Consider the following 18,203-nt stretch of genomic DNA (forward strand, 5'->3'; position numbering starts at 1 on the left):
TGCGCAAACATAGCGGAAAGCCCCCGCGCGGGGAAGCCTTCCGACAGCCCGGCGATCAGAGCAACGGCTTGAGCTGCGGCCAGACGTTGTCCAGCAGGCGCGGCTGCGCGGCCACGGCCGGATGGATGCCGTCGGCCTGCATCATCTGCGGCACGCCGCCCACGCCGTCGAGGAAGAACGGCACCAGCGGCACCCCGCCCTGCTCGGCGACCTGCTGGAACACCCGGGCGAAAGCCTGGGTATAGCGTTCACCATAGTTGGGCGGCAGGCGCATGCCCAGCAACAGCACCTTGGCCCCGGCCTGGCGCGAGGCCGCGACCATCGAAGCAAGATTCTGTTGCAATTGCTGCGGCGCCTGCCCGCGCAGGCCGTCGTTGCCGCCCAGCTCGATCACCACGACGCCGGGTTTCTCCCCGGAAAGCAGCGCCGGCAGGCGCGCCAGGCCACCGGCGCTGGTGTCGCCGCTGACCGAGGCATTGACCACCCGGTAGTCGAAACCCTCGTCCTTCAGCCGCTGCTCCAGCAGGCTGACCCAGCCGCGGCCGGTATCCACTCCCAAACCGGCGCTGATACTATCGCCGACGACCAGCAGCGTCTGCGCCGCGGCTTGCTGGGCGACCAGCAGCAACGCCAGGCAGACGCTCGATAGCCATGCACGCATCGGACCCTCCATGAGCGAAAGCATTCTCACCGCGCGCAACCTTAGCAAGGTCGTTCCCAGCGCGGAAGGCGAGCTGACCATCCTCCACGACCTCTCCCTAGCCCTGCAGCGCGGCGACAGCCTGGCCATCGTCGGCAGCTCCGGCTCCGGCAAGTCCACCCTGCTCGGCCTGCTGGCCGGGCTCGACGAGCCCAGCGGCGGCAGCGTGGAACTGGCCGGGCACCGCCTGGGCGAGCTCGACGAGGACCAGCGCGCGCGGGTGCGCGCCGCCCACGTCGGCTTTGTCTTCCAGTCGTTCCAGCTGCTCGACAGCCTCGACGCCCTGGAGAACGTCATGCTGCCCCTGGAGCTGGAGGGCCGCAGCGACGCCCGCGAGCGCGCCCGCACCCTGCTCGAGCGCGTCGGCCTGGGCCAGCGCCTCACCCACTACCCGCGCCAGCTCTCCGGCGGCGAGCAGCAGCGCGTCGCCATCGCCCGCGCCTTCGCAGCCGAACCCGACGTGCTGTTCGCCGACGAGCCCACCGGCAACCTCGACAGCAGCACCGGCGAGCGCATCAGCGACCTGCTCTTCGAACTCAACCGCGAGCGCCGCACCACCCTGGTCCTGGTCACCCACGACGAGCGCCTGGCGCACCGCTGCCAGCGCCAGATCCGCCTGGAAAGCGGCCACCTGATCGACCACGCGGAGCCCTGAGCCGATGAAATCGCTGCCGCTGTCGCGCCTGTTCGGCCTGGCCCTGCGCCAACTGCTGCGCGAGTGGAGCAGCGGCGAGCTGCGCGTGTTGTTCTTCGCCCTGCTGGTGGCGGTGGCTGCCAGCTCCGCCATCGGCTATTTCAGCGCACGGCTGAACGGCGCCATGCTGGTGCGCGCCTCGGAATTCCTCGGCGCCGACCTGGTCCTCAGCGGCACCCAGCCGGCCGCCCCGGAGCAGATCGACAGCGGCAACCGCTTGGGCCTGAAACATGCCTACAGCGTCGAGTTCTCCAGCGTCATCGCCACCGACCAGGGCATCCAGCTCAGCAGCGTCAAGGCGGTGGACGACAGCTACCCGCTGCGCGGCGAGCTGAAGAGCGCGGCTGCGCCCCTGGAGCCGGAACGCGCCGGCGGCCGGCCGCAACCCGGCGAAGTCTGGGTCGAGACGCGGCTGCTCACCAGCCTCGACCTGAAGGTCGGCGACAGCATCGAGATCGGCCGCCAGGACCTGCGCATCGCCCGCGTGCTGACCTACGAGCCGGACCGCGCCGGCGACTTCTACAGCCTCACCCCGCGGGTAATGATGAACCTGCACGACCTGCAGGCCACCGGCGTGGTCCAGCCCGGCAGCCGGGTGCGCTACCGCGACCTCTGGGAAGGCGACGGCCAGGCCCTGCAGGCCTACCGCCGCGCGGTGGAGCCGGGGCTTGCGGCGAACCAACGGCTGCTCGACGCGCACCACGGCAACCGCCAGATCGGCGACGCCCTGGAGCGCGCCGAGCGCTACCTGAACCTCGCCAGCCTGGCGGCCATCCTCCTCGCCGGCGTGGCGGTGGCGCTCTCGGCCAACCGCTTCGCCGCCCGCCGCTTCGACGCCAGCGCCCTGCTCCGCTGCCTGGGCCTGACGCGCCGCGAAGCACTGCTTCTTTATGGCCTGCAGCTGTTCAGCCTGGGCCTGGCCGCCAGCCTGCTCGGCGCGCTGCTCGGCTACCTGGCGCAGCTCGGCCTGGTGACGCTGCTGGGCGACCTGCTGCCGCCACAGATTCCGCCGGCCGGGCCGGTGCCGGCGCTGGCCGGCGTCGCCACCGGCCTGGTCGCCCTCGCCGGTTTCGCCCTGCCGCCTCTGGCAGCCCTGGGCCGGGTGCCGCCGTTGCGGGTGCTGCGCAGCGACCTGCTGCCGGTGCCCATGCGCAGCTGGCTGGCCTACGGCTGCGCGCTGCTGGCGCTGGGCCTGATCATGTGGCGGCTGAGCCTGGACCTGCGCCTGACCCTGGCCCTGCTGGGCGGCGGCGTGGTCGCCGCGGCCATCCTCGGCGCCCTGCTGCTGCTCGCCCTGAACGGCCTGCGCCGCCTGCTGTCGCGCGCCAGCCTGCCCTGGCGCCTGGGCCTGGGCCAGTTGCTGCGCCACCCGCTGGCCGCCGCCGGGCAGAGCCTGGCCTTCGGCCTGATCCTGCTGGCCATGGCGCTGATCGCCCTGCTGCGCGGCGAGCTGCTGGACACCTGGCACGCCCAGCTGCCGGCCAACGCGCCCAACTATTTCGCCCTGAACATCCTGCCGGCGGAAAAGGACGCCTTCGAAGCCCGCGTGCGCAAGGTCTCGCCCAACGCCGAAGGGCTGTTCCCCATGGTCCCCGGGCGCCTGGTGGCGGTGAACGGCCAGCCAGTGCAGACGCTCAGCGAAGATGTGCGCAGCGAGCGCGCCCTGCAACGCGACCTCGGCCTGACCTGGTCGCAGAAACTGCCCGCCGGCAACCAACTGGTGGCCGGGCGCTGGTGGGGCGACGCGCCGGCCGGCGAACTACCCGGCGTCTCGGTGGAGGAAAAGCTCGCCGGCAACCTCGGCATCAAGCTCGGCGACCGCCTGAGCTTCAACGTCGCCGGGCAGACCCGCGAGGTGCAGGTGCAGAGCCTGCGCTCGGTGAAGTGGGACAACTTCCAGCCGAACTTCTTCATGGTCTTCCAGCCCGGCACCCTCGCCGACCTGCCGGTGACCTACCTGACCAGCTTCTACCTGCCCGCCAGCGACCAGCGCAGCGCCATCGAGCTGGCCCGCGCCTTCCCCACCGTCACCCTGCTGCCGGTGGACGTGCTGCTGGCGCAGCTGCGCAGCATCCTCGACCAGGTCACCCTGGCGGTGGAATACGTGCTGGTGTTCGTCCTCGCCGCCGGCTTCGTAGTGCTCTTCGCCGGCCTGCAGGCCACCCTCGACGAGCGCCTGCGCCAGGGCGCCCTGCTGCGCGCCCTGGGCGCCGAGCGCGAGCTGCTGCAACGCACCCGGCGCAGCGAGTTCGCCCTGCTCGGCGCGGTCAGCGGCGTGCTGGCGGCCCTGGGCTGCGAGCTGATCAGCTACCTGCTCTACAGCCTGGTGTTCCAGCTGCCCTGGCATCCGCACCCCTGGCTGCTCGGCCTGCCGCTGCTGGGCGCGTTGCTGGTGGGCGGCGCCGGGCTGTTCGGCACGCGTCGGGCGCTGACCCTGAGCCCGCTGCGCCTGCTCCGCGAAGGCTGATAGACTCCAGGGCCCGCCCAGCCACAGCCGGAACCCCATGAGCCGTTATCGCCCGCCGCGCACCGCCGGAACCCCGTTGATCACCCCCGAAGGCGAGGCGCGCCTGCGCGCCGAACTGCACGAACTGTGGAACGTGCGCCGCCCCCAGGTGACCCAGGCGGTGAGCGAGGCGGCCGCGCTCGGCGACCGCTCGGAGAACGCCGAGTACATCTACGGCAAGAAGATGCTGCGCGAGATCGACAGCCGCGTGCGCTTCCTGCGCAAGCGCCTGGAGAACCTCAAGGTGGTGCGCGACCGCCCGGGCGACCCGCACAAGGTCTACTTCGGCGCCTGGGTGACGCTGGAGGACGAGGACGGCGAACAGGCCCGCTACCGCATCGTCGGCCCGGACGAGCTGGACCTGCGCAGCAACCAGATCAGCATCGACTCGCCCCTGGCCCGCGCCCTGGTGGGCAAGGAGCTGGACGCCGAAGTCATGGTGCGCACGCCGGCGGGCGAGAAGCTCTGGTTCGTGGTCGAGATCGACTATCCCTGAGCGCTGCCCCGCGCAGCGCCTGCCGGCGCAATCGCGGACAAGGCCCTCTCCTACGGTCCCAGGAAGCACGGCTTTTCGTAGGATGGCGTTGAGCGAAGCGATACCCATCACCGCAACCGCATGGGTTTCGCAAGTGCTCAACCCATCCTACAAAGAGCACCTCGGCGCAAGACAGTTGCTCCTACGGGGGGAGGAATACCGTGCAACCTGTAGGAGCGGGCCCTGCCCGCGATTTCGCGCGCAGGGCGCGCTCCTACAGGTGAATGGTGCGGGTGGCGCTCACGTCACGACCGGGCGCCATGCTCGGGACTGTCGTCCAGGGTGATGCCTTGCACCCCGATTTCCTTCTCCAACGCCAGCAGGTATTGGCGCAGGGCCTGGCGGGTGGATTCTTCGCGCAGGCTGTGGCGGACGCGGGTGCTGACCTGGGCGTAGGGCAGCGGGCGGCTTTCCTGGCGTTGGTCGATGCTGACCAGGTGCCAACCATAGCGCGAGGCCAGGGGGCGGTCGTGCAGGCCCAGGGGCAGGCGGTGCAGGGCCTGGTCGAGTTCGGCGACGGTTTGCCCGGCGCGCAGCCAGCCCAGGTCGCCGCCTTCTTCCTTCGACGGGCAGGCCGAGTGGCGTTGGGCGAGCTCGGTGAAGCGTTGCGGGTCGCGGTGCAGTTCGCGCAGCAGTTTTTCGCCCAGGTGGTAGTGGGCGTCGCGGGCGCTGGCGTCGTCCGGGGCGGCGGGCAGGAGGATGTGGCGGACCTTGATCCTGGCCGGCTCGGCGAAGCGTTCGCGCTGGGCTTCGAAGTAGCGCCGGCAAGCGTCCTCGTCGGGTTCGGGGACTTGCAGTTCGCGCTCCAGCAGCGCCGCCACGGCCTGGTCGGCGCCCTCCTCCGCCAGTTCGCCCGCTGGCAGCAGGCCGAGGCTGGCGGCCCTTTGCCCGAGCAGTTCGCGCACCACCAGGGCGCGGGCCGCCTGCAGTTGCGCCTCGGCCAGGGAGGCGGCCGGGTGGAAGGGGGTTTCCCGGGCGATGTCGGCTTCGCTGAGCCGGGCGCTGCCGACGCGGATCACCGCGACGGGTTCGTCCGGCAGGTTCTCGACGGCGATCATTTGGGCCATGGCTTCGCTCCTCAGCCGCGGCGGCGGACGATCTGGTAGTTACGCCCGAAGTAGCCCAAGGGGATGCTCCAGACGTGCACCAGGCGGGTGAAGGGGAACAGCAGGATGATGGTCAGGCCGATGAAGATGTGGATCTTGAAGATCAGCGGCGTGCCGATCAGGAAGCTGGCCGCGTCGCCGCGGAAGAACACGATGGACTGCGCCCAGCCGGCCAGGGCCAGCATCATTTCGCCGTCCAGGTGGTGCAGCGAGAAGAAGATGGTGATCAGCCCCAGGCACGCCTGCAACAGCAGCAGGGCGATGATCAGGTTGTCCATGAGGCTGGACGAGGCGCGCACCCTGGGGTTGAACAGCCGGCGCCAGAGCAGCATGCCGCCGCCGATCACGCAGAGCACCCCGGCCGCGCCGCCGAAGAGGATGGCCATGAGCTGCTTGTGGCCGGCGGAGAGGAACGGCTCGTAGACCCAGTGCGGCGTCAGCAGGCCGACCAGGTGGCCGAAGAAGATCGCCAGGATGCCGATGTGGAACAGGTTGCTGGCCAGGCGCATGTGGCGGCTGGAGAGCAGTTGGCTGGAGCCGGTCTTCCAGGTGTACTGGCCGTAGTCGTAGCGCAGCAGGCTGCCGAGCAGGAACACGGTGCCGGCCAGGTAGGGGTAGTAACCGTAGAGCAGGTGCAGAACGTAGTCTTCGAACATGGTGAGCCTCCGTTCATTGGCCGTCCGCCAGGGGGGACGGGGTGGCGGGCAGGACCTGGACGACCTGGGGCACCGCCTGGTATTTGCGCTCGACCAGGCGCCGGCCCTCGGCGGACTGCAGGCTGCAGTCCTGGTCGGTCTCGGCGTTGAAGCGGACGATTTCCTCTTCCCACACCGCGTCCAGAGCTTGTGGCGTGTGGTCCGGCGCTTCCCCCTCGACCGCCGGACGCTGCTGCTGGATCAGTTCGCTGCGGCCGATCAGCGCCAGCAGCGCGTGGGGCACCAGCGCGTGGTCGGCGCCGCGCTCTTCCAGGCGCGCGGCGAGCAGCGCGAGGATGTGCTGGATGTCGCCCAGCCACTGGCCGATCTCGGCGTGGCTGCGGGTGGAGAGGTATTCGAGGAACAGCGGCAGGTGGTCGGGCAACTCGCGAGCGTCGAGCTGGAAGCCGGCGGCCTCGTACTCGGCCAGCAGGTCGACCATGGCCTGGCCGCGGTCGCGGGATTCGCCGTGGACGTGCTCGAACAGCAGCAGTGAGACCGAGCGGCCGCGGTCGAAGAGTTCGACGTAGGCTTCCTGCAGGTCCAGCAGGTCGCTCCGCGCCAGGCGTTGGCACCACTGGCCCAGGCGCTTGCGCAGGGGCTCGGGCAGGCGCATCTCGTCGTCGAGGATGGCGGCCAGTTCACCGGCCGCCGCCTGCAACCCGGCGCAGGGGTAGTCGAGCAGCCGGGCCAGCACGCGCAGGCTCAGCAGGCCCTGGGGCTGGCGCTCATCCATGGCGGCTGTCCTCGACCGGGTCGAAGGTCTGCACCGGCTTGACCAGGGTGGTGGTCTGCTTGCTGCCGCCGAACAGGCTGACCTCGCTGTTGCCGCCGTGGCAGCCGTTGCCGAAGCTGAAGCCGCAACCGCTGCGCTCGGCGTAGGCGTCGGGCAGGGCCTCGCGGTGGCCGGTGGGGATGACGAAGCGGTCCTCGTAGTTGGCGATGGCCAGGTAGCGGTACATCTCTTCCACCTGGCGCTGGCTCAGGCCGACCTGCTGCAGCACTTCGCTGTTGAGGGTGCCGTCCACGTGCTTGGCGCGCATGTACACGCGCATGGCCATCAGCCGCTTGAGGGCCAGCACCACCGGCGCCTCTTCGCCGGCGGTGAGCATGTTGGCCAGGTAGCGCACCGGGATGCGCAGCGATTCGATCTTCGGCAGCACGCCGTCGAATTCCACGTGGCCGGCCTCGGCGGCGGACTGGATGGGCGACAGCGGTGGCACGTACCAGACCATCGGCAGCGTGCGGTACTCCGGGTGCAGCGGCAGCGCCAGCTGCCAGTCGATGGCCAGCTTGTACACGGGCGAGGCCTGGGCCGCGGCGATGACGCTGTCGGGCACGCCGTCCTTGCGCGCCTGCTCGATCACTTGCGGGTCGTGGGGGTCGAGGAAGATTTCGCACTGGCGGTGGTAGAGGTCGCGGTCATCGGCGGAGGCGGCCACTTCCTCGATGCGGTCGGCGTCGTAGAGCAGCACGCCGAGGTAACGGATGCGCCCCACGCAGGTCTCGGAGCAGACCGTCGGCTGGCCGGTCTCGATGCGCGGGTAGCAGAAGATGCATTTCTCGGATTTGCCGCTCTTCCAGTTGTAGTAGATCTTCTTGTACGGGCAGCCACTGATGCACATGCGCCAGCCGCGGCACTTGTCCTGGTCGATCAGGACGATGCCGTCTTCCTCGCGCTTGTAGATGGCGCCGCTGGGGCACGAGGCCACGCACGCCGGGTTCAGGCAGTGCTCGCACAGGCGCGGCAGGTACATCATGAAGGTGTTTTCGAACTGGCCGTAGATGTCGGCCTGGACCTGCTCGAAATTGATGTCCTTGCGCCGCTTGGCGAACTCGGTGCCCAGCAGTTCCTCCCAGTTCGGCCCCCACTCCACCTTGTCCATGCGCAGCCCGCTGATCAGCGAGCGCGGCCGCGCCACGGGCTGGTGCTCGCCCTGGGCGGCGCTGTGCAGGTGCTGGTAGTCGAAGGTGAAGGGTTCGTAGTAGTCGTCGATCTGCGGCAGGTCGGGGTTGGCGAAGATGTTCGCCAGCACCCGCCACTTGCCGCCGATGCGCGGGTTGATGGAGCCGTCGGCATTGCGCACCCAGCCGCCGTTCCATTTCTTCTGGTTCTCCCATTCCTTGGGATAGCCGATGCCGGGCTTGGTCTCGACGTTGTTGTACCAGGCGTATTCGATGCCTTCGCGGCTGGTCCAGACGTTCTTGCAGGTGACCGAGCAGGTGTGGCAGCCGATGCACTTGTCGAGGTTGAGGACCATGCCGACCTGGGAACGGATCTTCATTTCACCGCCTCCTGCTGGTAGTCGTTGCCTTCGCCGTCGAGCCAGTCGATGCGCTTCATCTTGCGCACGATGACGAACTCGTCGCGGTTGGAGCCGACGGTGCCGTAGTAGTTGAAGCCGTAGGACAGCTGCGCGTAGCCGCCGATCATGTGGGTCGGCTTGGGACAGACCCGCGTCACCGAGTTGTGGATGCCGCCGCGCGTACCCGTCACTTCGGAGCCGGGGATATTCAGGATGCGTTCCTGGGCGTGGTACATCATCGCCATGCCCGGGCGCACCCGCTGGCTGACCACCGCCCGCGCGGCGATGGCGCCGTTGGCGTTGTAGAGTTCGATCCAGTCGTTGTCGACCACGCCGATGGCGCGCGCGTCGTCCTCGCTGATCCAGACGATGGGCCCGCCGCGCGACAGCGTCTGCATCAGCAGGTTGTCGCTGTAGGTGGAGTGGATGCCCCACTTCTGGTGCGGCGTCAGCCAGTTCAGGGCGATCTCCGGGTTGCCGTTGCTGCGCGGCTCGGCGACGCTGGCCGCGGCCTTGGTGTCGATGGGCGGGCGGTAGACCATCAGGCTCTCGCCGAAGGCGCGCATCCAGGGGTGGTCCTGGTAGAACTGCTGGCGGCCACTGAGGGTGCGCCAGGGGATCAGTTCGTGGACGTTGGTGTAGCAGGCGTTGTAGCTGACGTGCTCGTCTTCCAGGCCCGACCAGGTGGGGCTGGAGATGATCTTGCGCGGCTGCGCCACCAGGTCGCGGAAGCGGATTTTCTCTTCCTGCTTGGGCCGCGCCAGGTGGGTGTGGTCGCGCCCGGTGATCTTCGACAGCGCGGCCCAGGCCTTGACCGCCACCTGGCCGTTGGTTTCCGGGGCCAGGGTGAGGATCATCTCCGCCGCGTCCACCGCCGAGGCCAGGCGCGGGCGCCCTTCGGCGGAACCGTCGAGCTTGCGGTAGTTGAGCTTGCCGAGCAGGTCGACCTCATCCTGAGTCTGCCAGGCGATGCCCTTGCCGCCGTTGCCCAGGGTGTCCAGCAGCGGGCCGACGGAGCTGAAGCGCTCGTAGGTTTCCGGGTAGTTGCGCTTGACCTCGATCAGCGAGGGCATGGTCTTGCCGGGGATGGGCTCGCACTCGCCCTTCTTCCAGTCGCGCACTTCGGACTGGGCCAGCTCGCCGGGGCTGTCGTGCTGCAGCGGCAGGGTCACCAGGTCCGTCTCCTCGCCCAGGTGGCCGACGCACAGGCGCGAGAAGGCGCGGGCGATGCCGTCGTAGATCTGCCAGTCGCTGCGCGCTTCCCAGGCCGGGTCGGTGGCGGCGGTGAGCGGGTGGATGAAGGGGTGCATGTCCGAGGTGTTGAGGTCGTCCTTCTCGTACCAGGTCGCCGTCGGCAGCACCACGTCGGAGTACAGGCAGGTGGTGGACATGCGGAAGTCGAGGGTCACCAGCAGGTCGAGCTTGCCCTCGATGGGCTCGTCCTTCCACAGCACCTCTTCGGGCTTCTGCTTGCCGGCCTCGCCCAGGTCCTTGCCGAGCACGCCGTTCTTCGTGCCCAGCAGGTACTTGAGCATGTATTCGTGGCCCTTGCCCGAGCTGCCGAGCAGGTTGGAGCGCCAGACGAACAGGTTGCGCGGGTGGTTCTGCGGGTTGTCCGGGTCTTCGCTGGCGAAGCGCAGCTGGCCGCTCCTGAGCTGTTCCACCACGTAGTCGGCGGTGCTCTTGCCGGCGGCCTGGGCCGCGGCGGCCAGGCGCAGCGGGTTGGTGCTCAGCTGCGGCGCCGAGGGCAACCAGCCCATGCGCTCGGCGCGCACGTTGAAGTCCACCAGGCTGCCGCCGAAGTCCTGCGGCCGGGCCAGGGGCGAGAGCAGTTCCTTCACCTCCAGCTTCTCGTAGCGCCACTGGCTGGAGTGGTTGTAGAAGAACGAGGTGCCGTTCATGTGCCGCGGCGGGCGGTGCCAGTCCAGGGCGAAGGCCAGGGGCGTCCAGCCGGTCTGCGGGCGCAGCTTCTCCTGGCCGACGTAGTGCGACCAGCCGCCGCCGCTCTGGCCGATGCAGCCGCAGAGGATCAGCATGTTGATCAGCCCGCGGTAGTTCATGTCCATGTGGTACCAGTGGTTCATCCCGGCGCCGACGATGATCATGGAGCGGCCGTGGGTCTTGTCGGCGTTCTCGGCGAACTCGCGGGCGATGCGGATCATCTGCGCCGCCGGCACTCCGGTGATGGCCTGCTGCCAGGCCGGGGTGTAGGGCTTGAGCTGGCCGTAGTCGCTGGCGCCGTCGTCCTCGCCGGCGCCGCCCACGGTGGGCTGCAGGCCGCGGTCGATGCCGTAGTTGGCGGCCATCAGGTCGAACACGCTGGCCACCAGCGCCTCGCGGCCGTCGGCCAGTTGCAGGCGCTTGGCCGGCACGTGGTGGTAGAGCACGTCGCGCACCGGCACGTTGGGGAAGTGCTTGCGTTCGATGCCGCCGAAGTACGGGAAGGCCACCCGCGCCACTTCGTCGTGGCGGCCCAGCAGCGACAGCGCCAGGCGCACATCGCGGCCCTCGGCGTCCACCGGTTCCAGGTTCCAGTGGCCGGACTCGCCCCAGCGGAAGCCGATGGAGCCGCGCGGCACCACCAGGCGCTCGCCCGCCTCGTCCCAGGCCACGGTCTTCCACTCGGGGTTGTTGGCCTGCGCCAGCTGGCCGGCGAAGTCGGCGGCGCGCAGCTGCTTGCCGGGGACCAGGCCGCCTTCGGCGCGCGGCTCCAGTTCCACCAGGATCGGCAGGTCGGTGTAGCGGCGCGCGTAGTCGGTGAAATAGCTCCGCGGGTTCTCCAGGTGGAATTCCTTGAAGATCACCTGGCCCATGGCGATGGCCAGGGCCGAGTCGGTGCCCTGCTTGGCGCTCATCCACTCGTCGCAGAGCTTGGAGATTTCCGCGTAGTCCGGGGTGATGGCCACGGTCTTGGTGCCCTTGTAGCGCACCTCGGTGAAGAAGTGCGCGTCGGGGGTGCGCGTCTGCGGCACGTTGCTGCCCCAGGCGATCAGGTAGCCGGAGTTGTACCAGTCGGCCGACTCGGGCACGTCGGTCTGCTCGCCCCACACCTGCGGGGATGCGGGCGGCAGGTCGCAGTACCAGTCGTAGAAGCTCAGGCACACCCCGCCGATCAGCGACAGGTAGCGGGTGCCCGAGGCGTAGCTGACCATGGACATGGCCGGGATCGGCGAGAAGCCGGCGACGCGGTCCGGGCCGTAGGTCTTGATGGTGTAGACGTTGGCCGCGGCGACCAGCGTCTGCAGCTCGTCCCAGTCGCTGCGCACGAAGCCGCCGCGGCCGCGGATGGACTTGTACTGCTTGGTCTTCTGCGGGTCTTCGACGATGCTCGCCCAGGCCTGCACCGGGTCGCTGTGGCTGGCCAGCGCCTCGCGCCACAGCTGGATCAGCGCCTTGCGCACCAGCGGGTATTTCAACCGGTTGGCGCTGTACAGGTACCAGGAGTAGCTGGCCCCGCGCGGGCAGCCGCGCGGCTCGTGGTTGGGCAGGTCCGGGCGGGTGCGCGGGTAGTCGGTCTGCTGGGTTTCCCAGGTGACCAGGCCGTTCTTCACGTAGATCTTCCAGCTGCACGAGCCGGTGCAGTTCACCCCGTGGGTGGAGCGGGCGATCTTGTCGAACTGCCAGCGCTGGCGGTAGCCGTCTTCCCAAGCGCGGCTCTCGTCGCGGGTCTCGCCGTGGCCGCCGGCGAATTCCGGCGGGCGTTTGACCAGGTAGCGCAGGCGGTCGATGAAGTAACTCATTTCTCTCCTCCTCGGCGCGGGCCGGATGGCTAGCAGCTCACCTCGGCGTTACGGCGGGTGTAGTAGAACCAGGTCACGACGATGCACAGGGCGTAGAAGACGATGAAGCCGTAGAGCGCCCACTCCGGCCCGCCGGTCAGGTCGAACGAGCTGCCGAACGACTTCGGGATGAAGAAGCCGCCGTAGGCCGCCACCGCCGAGATGAAGCCCACCGCGGCGGCGGACTCCTTCTCGCTCTGCAGCGCCTGCTGCCCGGCGGGCAGGCCGGGGAACAGGCGCGGCGTCTGGATGCGGAAGATCGCCGGGATCATCTGCGTGGTGCTGGCGTTGCCGACCCCGGAGAAGAAGAACAGCAGCAGGAACATGGCCAGGAAGCCCCAGTAGGCCCCCGGCTGGTCCTTGATGCCGATGAAGAACAGCACGCCGCCGACGCACACGGCCATGGCAACGAACACCCAGAGGCTGATGCGGGCGCCGCCGAAACGGTCGGCCAGGCCGCCGGAGAAGGCGCGGCTCAAGGCGCCGATCAGCGGGCCAAGGAAGGCGAAGCGCAGCACGTCGACCTGCGGGAACAGGTGCCCGGCCAGCAGCGGGAAGCCGGCGGAGAAGCCGATGAAGCTGCCGAAGGTGCCGGTGTAGAGCACGCTCATCAGCCAGGTGTGCTTGCGCTTGAAGATCGCCATCTGGTCGCTGAACGAGGACTTGGCGCTGGCGATGTCGTTCATCCCGAACCAGGCGGCGAGGGTCGCGGCGATGATGAACGGCACCCAGATGAAGCCGGCGTTCTGCAGCCACAGCGGGGTGCCGGCGGCGGTCGTCTGCGGCTCGCCGCCCAGGCTGCCGAACACCGCCAGGGTGATCGCCAGCGGCACCAGGAACTGCATGACGCTCACGCCCAGGTTGCCCAGCCCGGCGTTCAGGCCCATGGCCGCGCCCTTGGCCTGTTTGGGGAAGAAGAACGAGATGTTGGCCATGCTCGAGGAGAAGTTGCCGCCGCCCAGGCCGCACAGCAGGGCGAGGATCAGCATGATCAGGTAGGGCGTGTTGGGGTTCTGCACGGCAAAGCCGATCCACAGCGCCGGCAGCAGCAGCGAGGCGGTGGACAGCGCGGTCCAGCGCCGGCCGCCGAAGATCGGCACCATGAAGCTGTAGAAGATGCGCAGGGTGGCGCCCGACAGCCCGGGCAGCGCCGCCAGCCAGAACAGCTGGTTGGCGCTGTAGCTGAAGCCGGCCAGCGGCAGCTTGGCCACCACCACCGACCAGACCATCCAGATGGCGAAGGCCAGCAGCAGGTTGGGGATGGAGATCCACAGGTTGCGCGTGGCGATGCGCTTGCCCTTGCTCTCCCAGAACGCGGCGTCCTCCGGGTGCCAGTCCAGCAGCACGAAGCTGCTGGGGGTGGACAACTCCGGCAGGTCGCGGCCCTCGCGCCGCTCGGCCCATTCCACGCGCTCGGCCATGCGGATCGCGTAGTGCATCCAGGCCAGGGCGCCTGCGGCGATCAGGAACAGCAGCATGAAGCAGCTCTGCCAGACGCCGATGACGTCGTTGAGCATGCCGAAGGTCAGCGGCAGCAGGAAGCCGCCCAGCCCGCCGACCATGCCCACCAGGCCGCCGACCACGCCGACGTGCTGCGGGTAGTAGCTGGGGATGTGCTTGAACACCGCCGCCTTGCCCAGCGACATGAAGAAGCCCAGCACCACGATGACCGGGATGAAGCCGGCCAGGCCCAGGTGCAGGGAGAACTCCAGCTCACCGCGCACGCCGCTGACGATGTAGCGCGTCGGCGGGTAGCTGAGCAGGAAGGTGCACAGCACCGACACGCCGAGGGTCCAGTACATCACCCGGCGCGCGCCGTAGCGGTCGGACAGCCAGCCGCCGAGGATGCGGAACAGCGACGCCGGCACCGTGTACAGCGCGGCGATCACCCCAGCGCTGGCCAGGCTGACGCCGAACACCTGCATCAGGTAGTGCGGCAGCCACAGGGCCAGGGCGACGAAGGCGCCGAAGACGAAGAAGTAGTACAGCGAGAAGCGCCAGACGCGCAGCTCCGCCAGCGGCGCCAGTTGCTCCGCCAGGGGAATGGGCTGCTGCTTGCGCGCCTGGCTCTGCGGGTCGGACTTGGCCAGCAGCATGAAGGCCACGCCCATGACCGCCAGCACCGCGGCATACACCAGCGCGGCGCCGCGCCAGCCCAGGGCCAGCAGCAGGAAGGGCGCGGCGAAGTTGGTGATGCCGGCGCCGACGTTGCCGGCGCCGAAGATGCCCAGCGCGGTGCCCTGGCGCCCCGGCTCGAACCAGGCCGAGGTGTAGGCGGTGCCGACGATGAAGCCGCCGCCGGCCAGGCCCACGCCCAGGGCCGCCAGCAGCAGGCTGTAGAAGTCCGTGGCGAAGGTCAGCAGGTAGACGCACAGCGCCGAGGCCAGCATCACCAGGCCGAACACCCAGCGTCCGCCGTAGCGATCGGTCCACAGGCCGAGGAAGATCCGCGAGATGGAGCCGGTCAGCACCGGCGTGGCCATCAGCAGGCCGAGCTGGGTGTCGGTCAGCCCGAACTCGTCCTTGATCTGCAAGCCGAGGATGGAGAACAGCGTCCACACGGCGAAGCAGAGGGTGAACGCCAATGTCGACAAGCCGAGGGCCCGGTATTGATCCCGGACAGGAGCGGTCGTAGCCATGCGCGCGCAGTCCCTGGCGAGCGCCTCGAACGGCGCTTGCTCTACAGGCCCGGGGGCGAGTCCCGATACCGGCGGCTACCGGTCCACAGCGAATAGCATCGCACTCAGGCCAATCACGGTTGATGTTGCTGCTTTCGTTATCGTGGCACCGCTTTGGTGCAAGAACTGAGCGTAGTCAGGTTCCGCGAGAATTCCAGAACGCCGCCTCAGGCAGGCGCCGCCGTCGAAGCCGCGCCAGGTTCAGCCACGGGGTGGCCGGCAAGGAAGGTGTGACGGCGTATAACCGTGAACGGTTATACGCCCTACGTCCATGGTGGGCGTGGCGTAGGGCGGATAACGCTCCGCGTTATCCGCCGTTTGGCCTTGGCCACATCCCGCTGGCTGCCGGGCACGGAGCCGCCGTTGAAGAGCGCGCCGAGTTCAGCCACAGAGTCGGTGTAACGGGCCAAGGAGGGTGGGCGTAATCGGGTGATGGGGTGAGGTGCTTGCCGGGGGCTTTGGTGGTGAGCCTTCAGAGCGCCCTCTCCCCAGCCCTCTCCCTGAAGGGAGAGGGGGCTTGTCCGTGCCGAGAATGGATTTGGCGTCAGCCGGAAACTTCGTGCTAGCCGGCTAACTCCGAAACACCCGCGCACACCGAACGGTCCCCTCTCCCTTCAGGGCGGGGCGCGCAGCCGAGGGTTAGGGAGAGGGAACAAAGGTGGGCTTGGCAGAGGAGTCACCGGGGAGCCTGTTCGCAAGCAAGCTCGCTCCTACCAACCCTGCAAACAAAAACGCCCGCGGATCACTCCGCGGGCGTTCTTTCATTCCAACGATACCGTCAATCCGGCAACGCAAAGGCCATCACGTAATCCCCCTGACGAGTCCCCAGGGAGCCATGCCCGCCCGCCATGACCAGCACGTACTGCTTGCCGTCCTTGCCGGTGTAGGTCATCGGCGTGGTCTGGGCGCCGGCCGGCAGGCGGCCTTCCCAGAGGACCTTGCCGTCGCGCAGGTCGTAGGCGCGCAGGTACTGGTCCAGGGTGCCGCTGAGGAAGCCCAGACCGCTGGCGGTGGTGATCGGGCCGCCGAGGCTGGGCACGCCCATGGTCAGCGGCAGCGGGACCGGCGAGCTGTCGCGCACGGTGCCGTTCTTGTGCTTCCAGATCACTTTGTGGTTCGTCAGGTCCACCGCCGCCACGTAGCCCCAGGCCGGGGCCTGGCAGGGCAGGCCGACGGGCGACAGGAAGGGCTCCATGATCACGCCGTAGGGCGCACCGGCGTTGGGTTGCACGCCTTCGGTCTCGCTCTTGCGGGCCGGGCCGCCGGCGATTGCCTCGCTGGGCACCAGCTTGGACTTGAAGGCCATGTAGTCGGGGTTGACGAACATGATCTGGCGCACCGGGTCGACCGACACGCCGCCCCAGTCGAACACCCCGAAGTTGCCCGGGAACACCAGCGAGCCCTGCAGCGACGGCGGGGTGTAGATGCCCTCGTAGCGTAGCGACCTGAAGTCCAGGCGGCAGAGCATCTGGTCGAACGGCGTCACGCCCCACATGTCCTTCTCGCGCAGGGTGGTGGGCATGAAGTTCAGCTCGGACATCGGCTGCGTCGGCGAGGTGTGGTCGCCTTCCACCGCGCCCTGCGGCACCGGGGTTTCGTTGATCGGCACGATGGCCTCGCCGTTGCGCCGGTCGAGCACGTAGATGCTGCCCTGCTTGGTCGAGGCCAGCAGCGCCGGCTTGATGCCGTCGGCGGTCTTCAGGTCGACCAGGGTCGGCTGGCCGCCGACGTCCATGTCCCACAGGTCGTGGTGGGTGAACTGGTGGGTCCAGCGCACCTTGCCGGTGGCCAGGTCCAGCGCGGTGACGCCGGCGCTGAACTTCTCCGCCTCGGGGGTGCGGTTGCCGCCCCACTGGTCGGGCATCTGGTTGCCCATGGGCAGGTAGACCAGGCCGAGCTTCTCGTCGACGCTGGCCACCGACCACATGTTCGGCGAGTTGCGGGTGTAGGTCTGGTCGGCGGCGATGGGCGCGGTGGCGTCCGGATTGCCGCTGTCCCAGTTCCACACCAGGTGGCCGTCGCGCACGTCGTAGGCGCGGATCACCCCGGAAGGCTCGTCGGTGGAGACGTTGTCGGTGACGTGGCCGCCGATGATCACCAGGTCGCGGGTCACGGCCGGCGGCGAGGTGGAGTAGTAGCCGCCGGCGGTGAAGCTGCCGATGTTGGCGCGCAGGTCGATCTCGCCCTTGTTGCCGAAGCCTTCGCAGACCTTGCCGGTGTCGGCGTCGAGGGCGATCAGGCGGGTGTCGGCGGTGGGCACGAACAGGCGTTTCGGGCAACTGCCGGCGGCCGGCGCCGGGCTGGCGACGGTAGTGCCGTCGGCGGCCTTGGCGGCGTAGGCGGCCTCGTCATGGTAGGCCACGCCGCGGCAGGTCATGTGCGCCCAGCCCTTGAAGTTGGCCGCGTTCTGCGTGCTCAGCTTGGGATCGAAGCGCCAGAGTTCCTTGCCGCTGTCCGGGTCCAGGGCGATCACCTGGCTGTGCGGGGTGCACACGTAGAGCTTGCCGTTGACCTTCAGCGGGGTGTTCTCCGCGGTGGTCTCGCCCGGGTCGTTCGGGCCGGGCAGGTCGCCGGTGCGGAAGGTCCAGGCCAGCTTCAGCTGGTGGACGTTGTCCGGGTTGATCTGCGTGAGCGGCGAGTAGCGGTCGCCGAAGGCGGTGCGCCCGTAGGCCTGCCAGTCACCTTCGGGCTGCGCCGGGGCGGCGTTGGGCACGCCGGCGCTGGCGCGGTCGATGCGCCCTTCGATGCGGCCCGGGTTGGTGAACTGCGAGGCGATGGCGGTGGCGCCGGCCAGCACCACGGCCAGGCCCAGCAGCGCGGTGGCCTTGGGCGCGGGGCCTGCGCTCAGCAGCGGGCGGCGCAGCCAGGGCAGCAGCAGGACGATGCCGAGCACGAACCACAGCGCCAGGCGCGGCACCAGCTGCCACCAGTCCAGACCCACTTCGTACCAGGCCCACAGGGTGCTGCCCAGCAGGAACAGCGCGTACAGGCCGATGGCGGCGACGCGGCCGAGCAGCAGCAGCACGCCGGTGACGGCCAGCACCACGCCGGCCACCAGGTAGTAGAGCGAGCCGCCCAGGCTCAGCAGCTTGACGCCGCCGGCCAGCAGGGCCAGGCCCATCAGCAGCAACAATAGTCCGAGCAGGCTCGGCAGCAGGCGTGACCTGCCAAACGCACCGTCAGTGCTCATGCGTGTTCTCCTTC

At 69.1% G+C, this 18,203-nt stretch carries 11 protein-coding genes; 3 read left to right on the forward strand and 8 right to left on the reverse strand.

Annotated elements, in window-relative coordinates; all coding sequences use genetic code 11:
- Positions 1 to 55: 55 nt before the first annotated feature.
- On the reverse strand, positions 56 to 661 hold the full coding sequence (locus tag BM060_RS02240; RefSeq protein WP_074976933.1) for an arylesterase: 606 nt from the start codon (positions 659 to 661) through the stop codon (positions 56 to 58).
- 10 nt (positions 662 to 671) lie between these two features.
- On the opposite strand from BM060_RS02240, the gene BM060_RS02245 reads away from it, so the two are divergent.
- Genes BM060_RS02245 through greB form a run of 3 tightly spaced genes read left to right on the forward strand, consistent with a single transcriptional unit; the run spans position 672 to position 4,396 of the window.
- Positions 672 to 1,355 carry an ABC transporter ATP-binding protein gene (locus BM060_RS02245; protein ID WP_074976936.1) on the forward strand — a complete coding sequence of 228 codons (684 nt, stop codon included), beginning with the start codon at positions 672 to 674 and terminating at the stop codon, positions 1,353 to 1,355.
- 13 nt (positions 1,356 to 1,368) lie between these two features.
- Positions 1,369 to 3,861 carry an ABC transporter permease gene (locus tag BM060_RS02250; RefSeq protein WP_135499921.1) on the forward strand — a complete coding sequence of 831 codons (2,493 nt, stop codon included), beginning with the start codon at positions 1,369 to 1,371 and terminating at the stop codon, positions 3,859 to 3,861.
- A gap of 37 nt (positions 3,862 to 3,898) precedes the next feature.
- Positions 3,899 to 4,396, forward strand: a complete 498-nt coding sequence (gene greB, locus BM060_RS02255) for a transcription elongation factor GreB (protein ID WP_074976940.1) — start codon at positions 3,899 to 3,901, stop codon at positions 4,394 to 4,396.
- A gap of 284 nt (positions 4,397 to 4,680) precedes the next feature.
- Here greB and BM060_RS02260 read toward each other — a convergent pair whose 3' ends face one another.
- The 7 genes from BM060_RS02260 to BM060_RS02290 form a co-directional block, all read right to left on the reverse strand.
- Positions 4,681 to 5,502 carry a peptidylprolyl isomerase gene (locus BM060_RS02260; RefSeq protein WP_074976941.1) on the reverse strand — a complete coding sequence of 274 codons (822 nt, stop codon included), beginning with the start codon at positions 5,500 to 5,502 and terminating at the stop codon, positions 4,681 to 4,683.
- Positions 5,503 to 5,513: 11 nt separating this feature from the next.
- Positions 5,514 to 6,197 (reverse strand): respiratory nitrate reductase subunit gamma, encoded by a 684-nt coding sequence (gene narI, locus BM060_RS02265; protein ID WP_074976943.1) that lies wholly within the window; start codon positions 6,195 to 6,197, stop codon positions 5,514 to 5,516.
- Between the two features lie 13 nt (positions 6,198 to 6,210).
- On the reverse strand, positions 6,211 to 6,972 hold the full coding sequence (gene narJ / locus BM060_RS02270) for a nitrate reductase molybdenum cofactor assembly chaperone (RefSeq protein ID WP_074976945.1): 762 nt from the start codon (positions 6,970 to 6,972) through the stop codon (positions 6,211 to 6,213).
- Entirely contained in the window at positions 6,965 to 8,521 is a 1,557-nt protein-coding gene (narH, locus tag BM060_RS02275; protein ID WP_074976947.1) for a nitrate reductase subunit beta, read from the reverse strand. The genes narJ and narH overlap by 8 nt, the downstream gene beginning before the upstream one ends.
- Positions 8,518 to 12,282, reverse strand: coding sequence for a nitrate reductase subunit alpha (locus tag BM060_RS02280; RefSeq protein WP_074976949.1), 3,765 nt, complete (start codon positions 12,280 to 12,282; stop codon positions 8,518 to 8,520). The genes narH and BM060_RS02280 overlap by 4 nt, the downstream gene beginning before the upstream one ends.
- Before the next feature lie 29 nt (positions 12,283 to 12,311).
- The gene (locus tag BM060_RS02285) at positions 12,312 to 14,960 is read right to left on the reverse strand and encodes a nitrate/nitrite transporter (RefSeq protein ID WP_074976952.1); all 2,649 of its coding nucleotides are present in this window, start codon (positions 14,958 to 14,960) and stop codon (positions 12,312 to 12,314) included.
- An 817-nt stretch (positions 14,961 to 15,777) separates the two neighbouring features.
- Positions 15,778 to 18,189 (reverse strand): glucose/quinate/shikimate family membrane-bound PQQ-dependent dehydrogenase, encoded by a 2,412-nt coding sequence (locus tag BM060_RS02290; RefSeq protein ID WP_074976954.1) that lies wholly within the window; start codon positions 18,187 to 18,189, stop codon positions 15,778 to 15,780.
- Positions 18,190 to 18,203 lie beyond the last annotated feature (14 nt).

The sequence above is a fragment of the Pseudomonas citronellolis genome (assembly GCF_900112375.1).
GTDB lineage: Bacteria > Pseudomonadota > Gammaproteobacteria > Pseudomonadales > Pseudomonadaceae > Pseudomonas > Pseudomonas citronellolis.

Bases quoted from the DNA above. Each gene is read 5' to 3' on its own strand.
- BM060_RS02240 (WP_074976933.1), bottom strand. From the start codon at position 661: ATGCGTGCATGGCTATCGAGCGTCTGCCTGGCGTTGCTGCTGGTCGCC.
- BM060_RS02245 (WP_074976936.1), top strand. From the start codon at position 672: ATGAGCGAAAGCATTCTCACCGCGCGCAACCTTAGCAAGGTCGTTCCC.
- greB (WP_074976940.1), top strand. From the start codon at position 3,899: ATGAGCCGTTATCGCCCGCCGCGCACCGCCGGAACCCCGTTGATCACC.
- BM060_RS02260 (WP_074976941.1), bottom strand. From the start codon at position 5,502: ATGGCCCAAATGATCGCCGTCGAGAACCTGCCGGACGAACCCGTCGCG.
- narI (WP_074976943.1), bottom strand. From the start codon at position 6,197: ATGTTCGAAGACTACGTTCTGCACCTGCTCTACGGTTACTACCCCTAC.
- narJ (WP_074976945.1), bottom strand. From the start codon at position 6,972: ATGGATGAGCGCCAGCCCCAGGGCCTGCTGAGCCTGCGCGTGCTGGCC.
- narH (WP_074976947.1), bottom strand. From the start codon at position 8,521: ATGAAGATCCGTTCCCAGGTCGGCATGGTCCTCAACCTCGACAAGTGC.
- BM060_RS02280 (WP_074976949.1), bottom strand. From the start codon at position 12,282: ATGAGTTACTTCATCGACCGCCTGCGCTACCTGGTCAAACGCCCGCCG.
- BM060_RS02285 (WP_074976952.1), bottom strand. From the start codon at position 14,960: ATGGCTACGACCGCTCCTGTCCGGGATCAATACCGGGCCCTCGGCTTG.
- BM060_RS02290 (WP_074976954.1), bottom strand. From the start codon at position 18,189: ATGAGCACTGACGGTGCGTTTGGCAGGTCACGCCTGCTGCCGAGCCTG.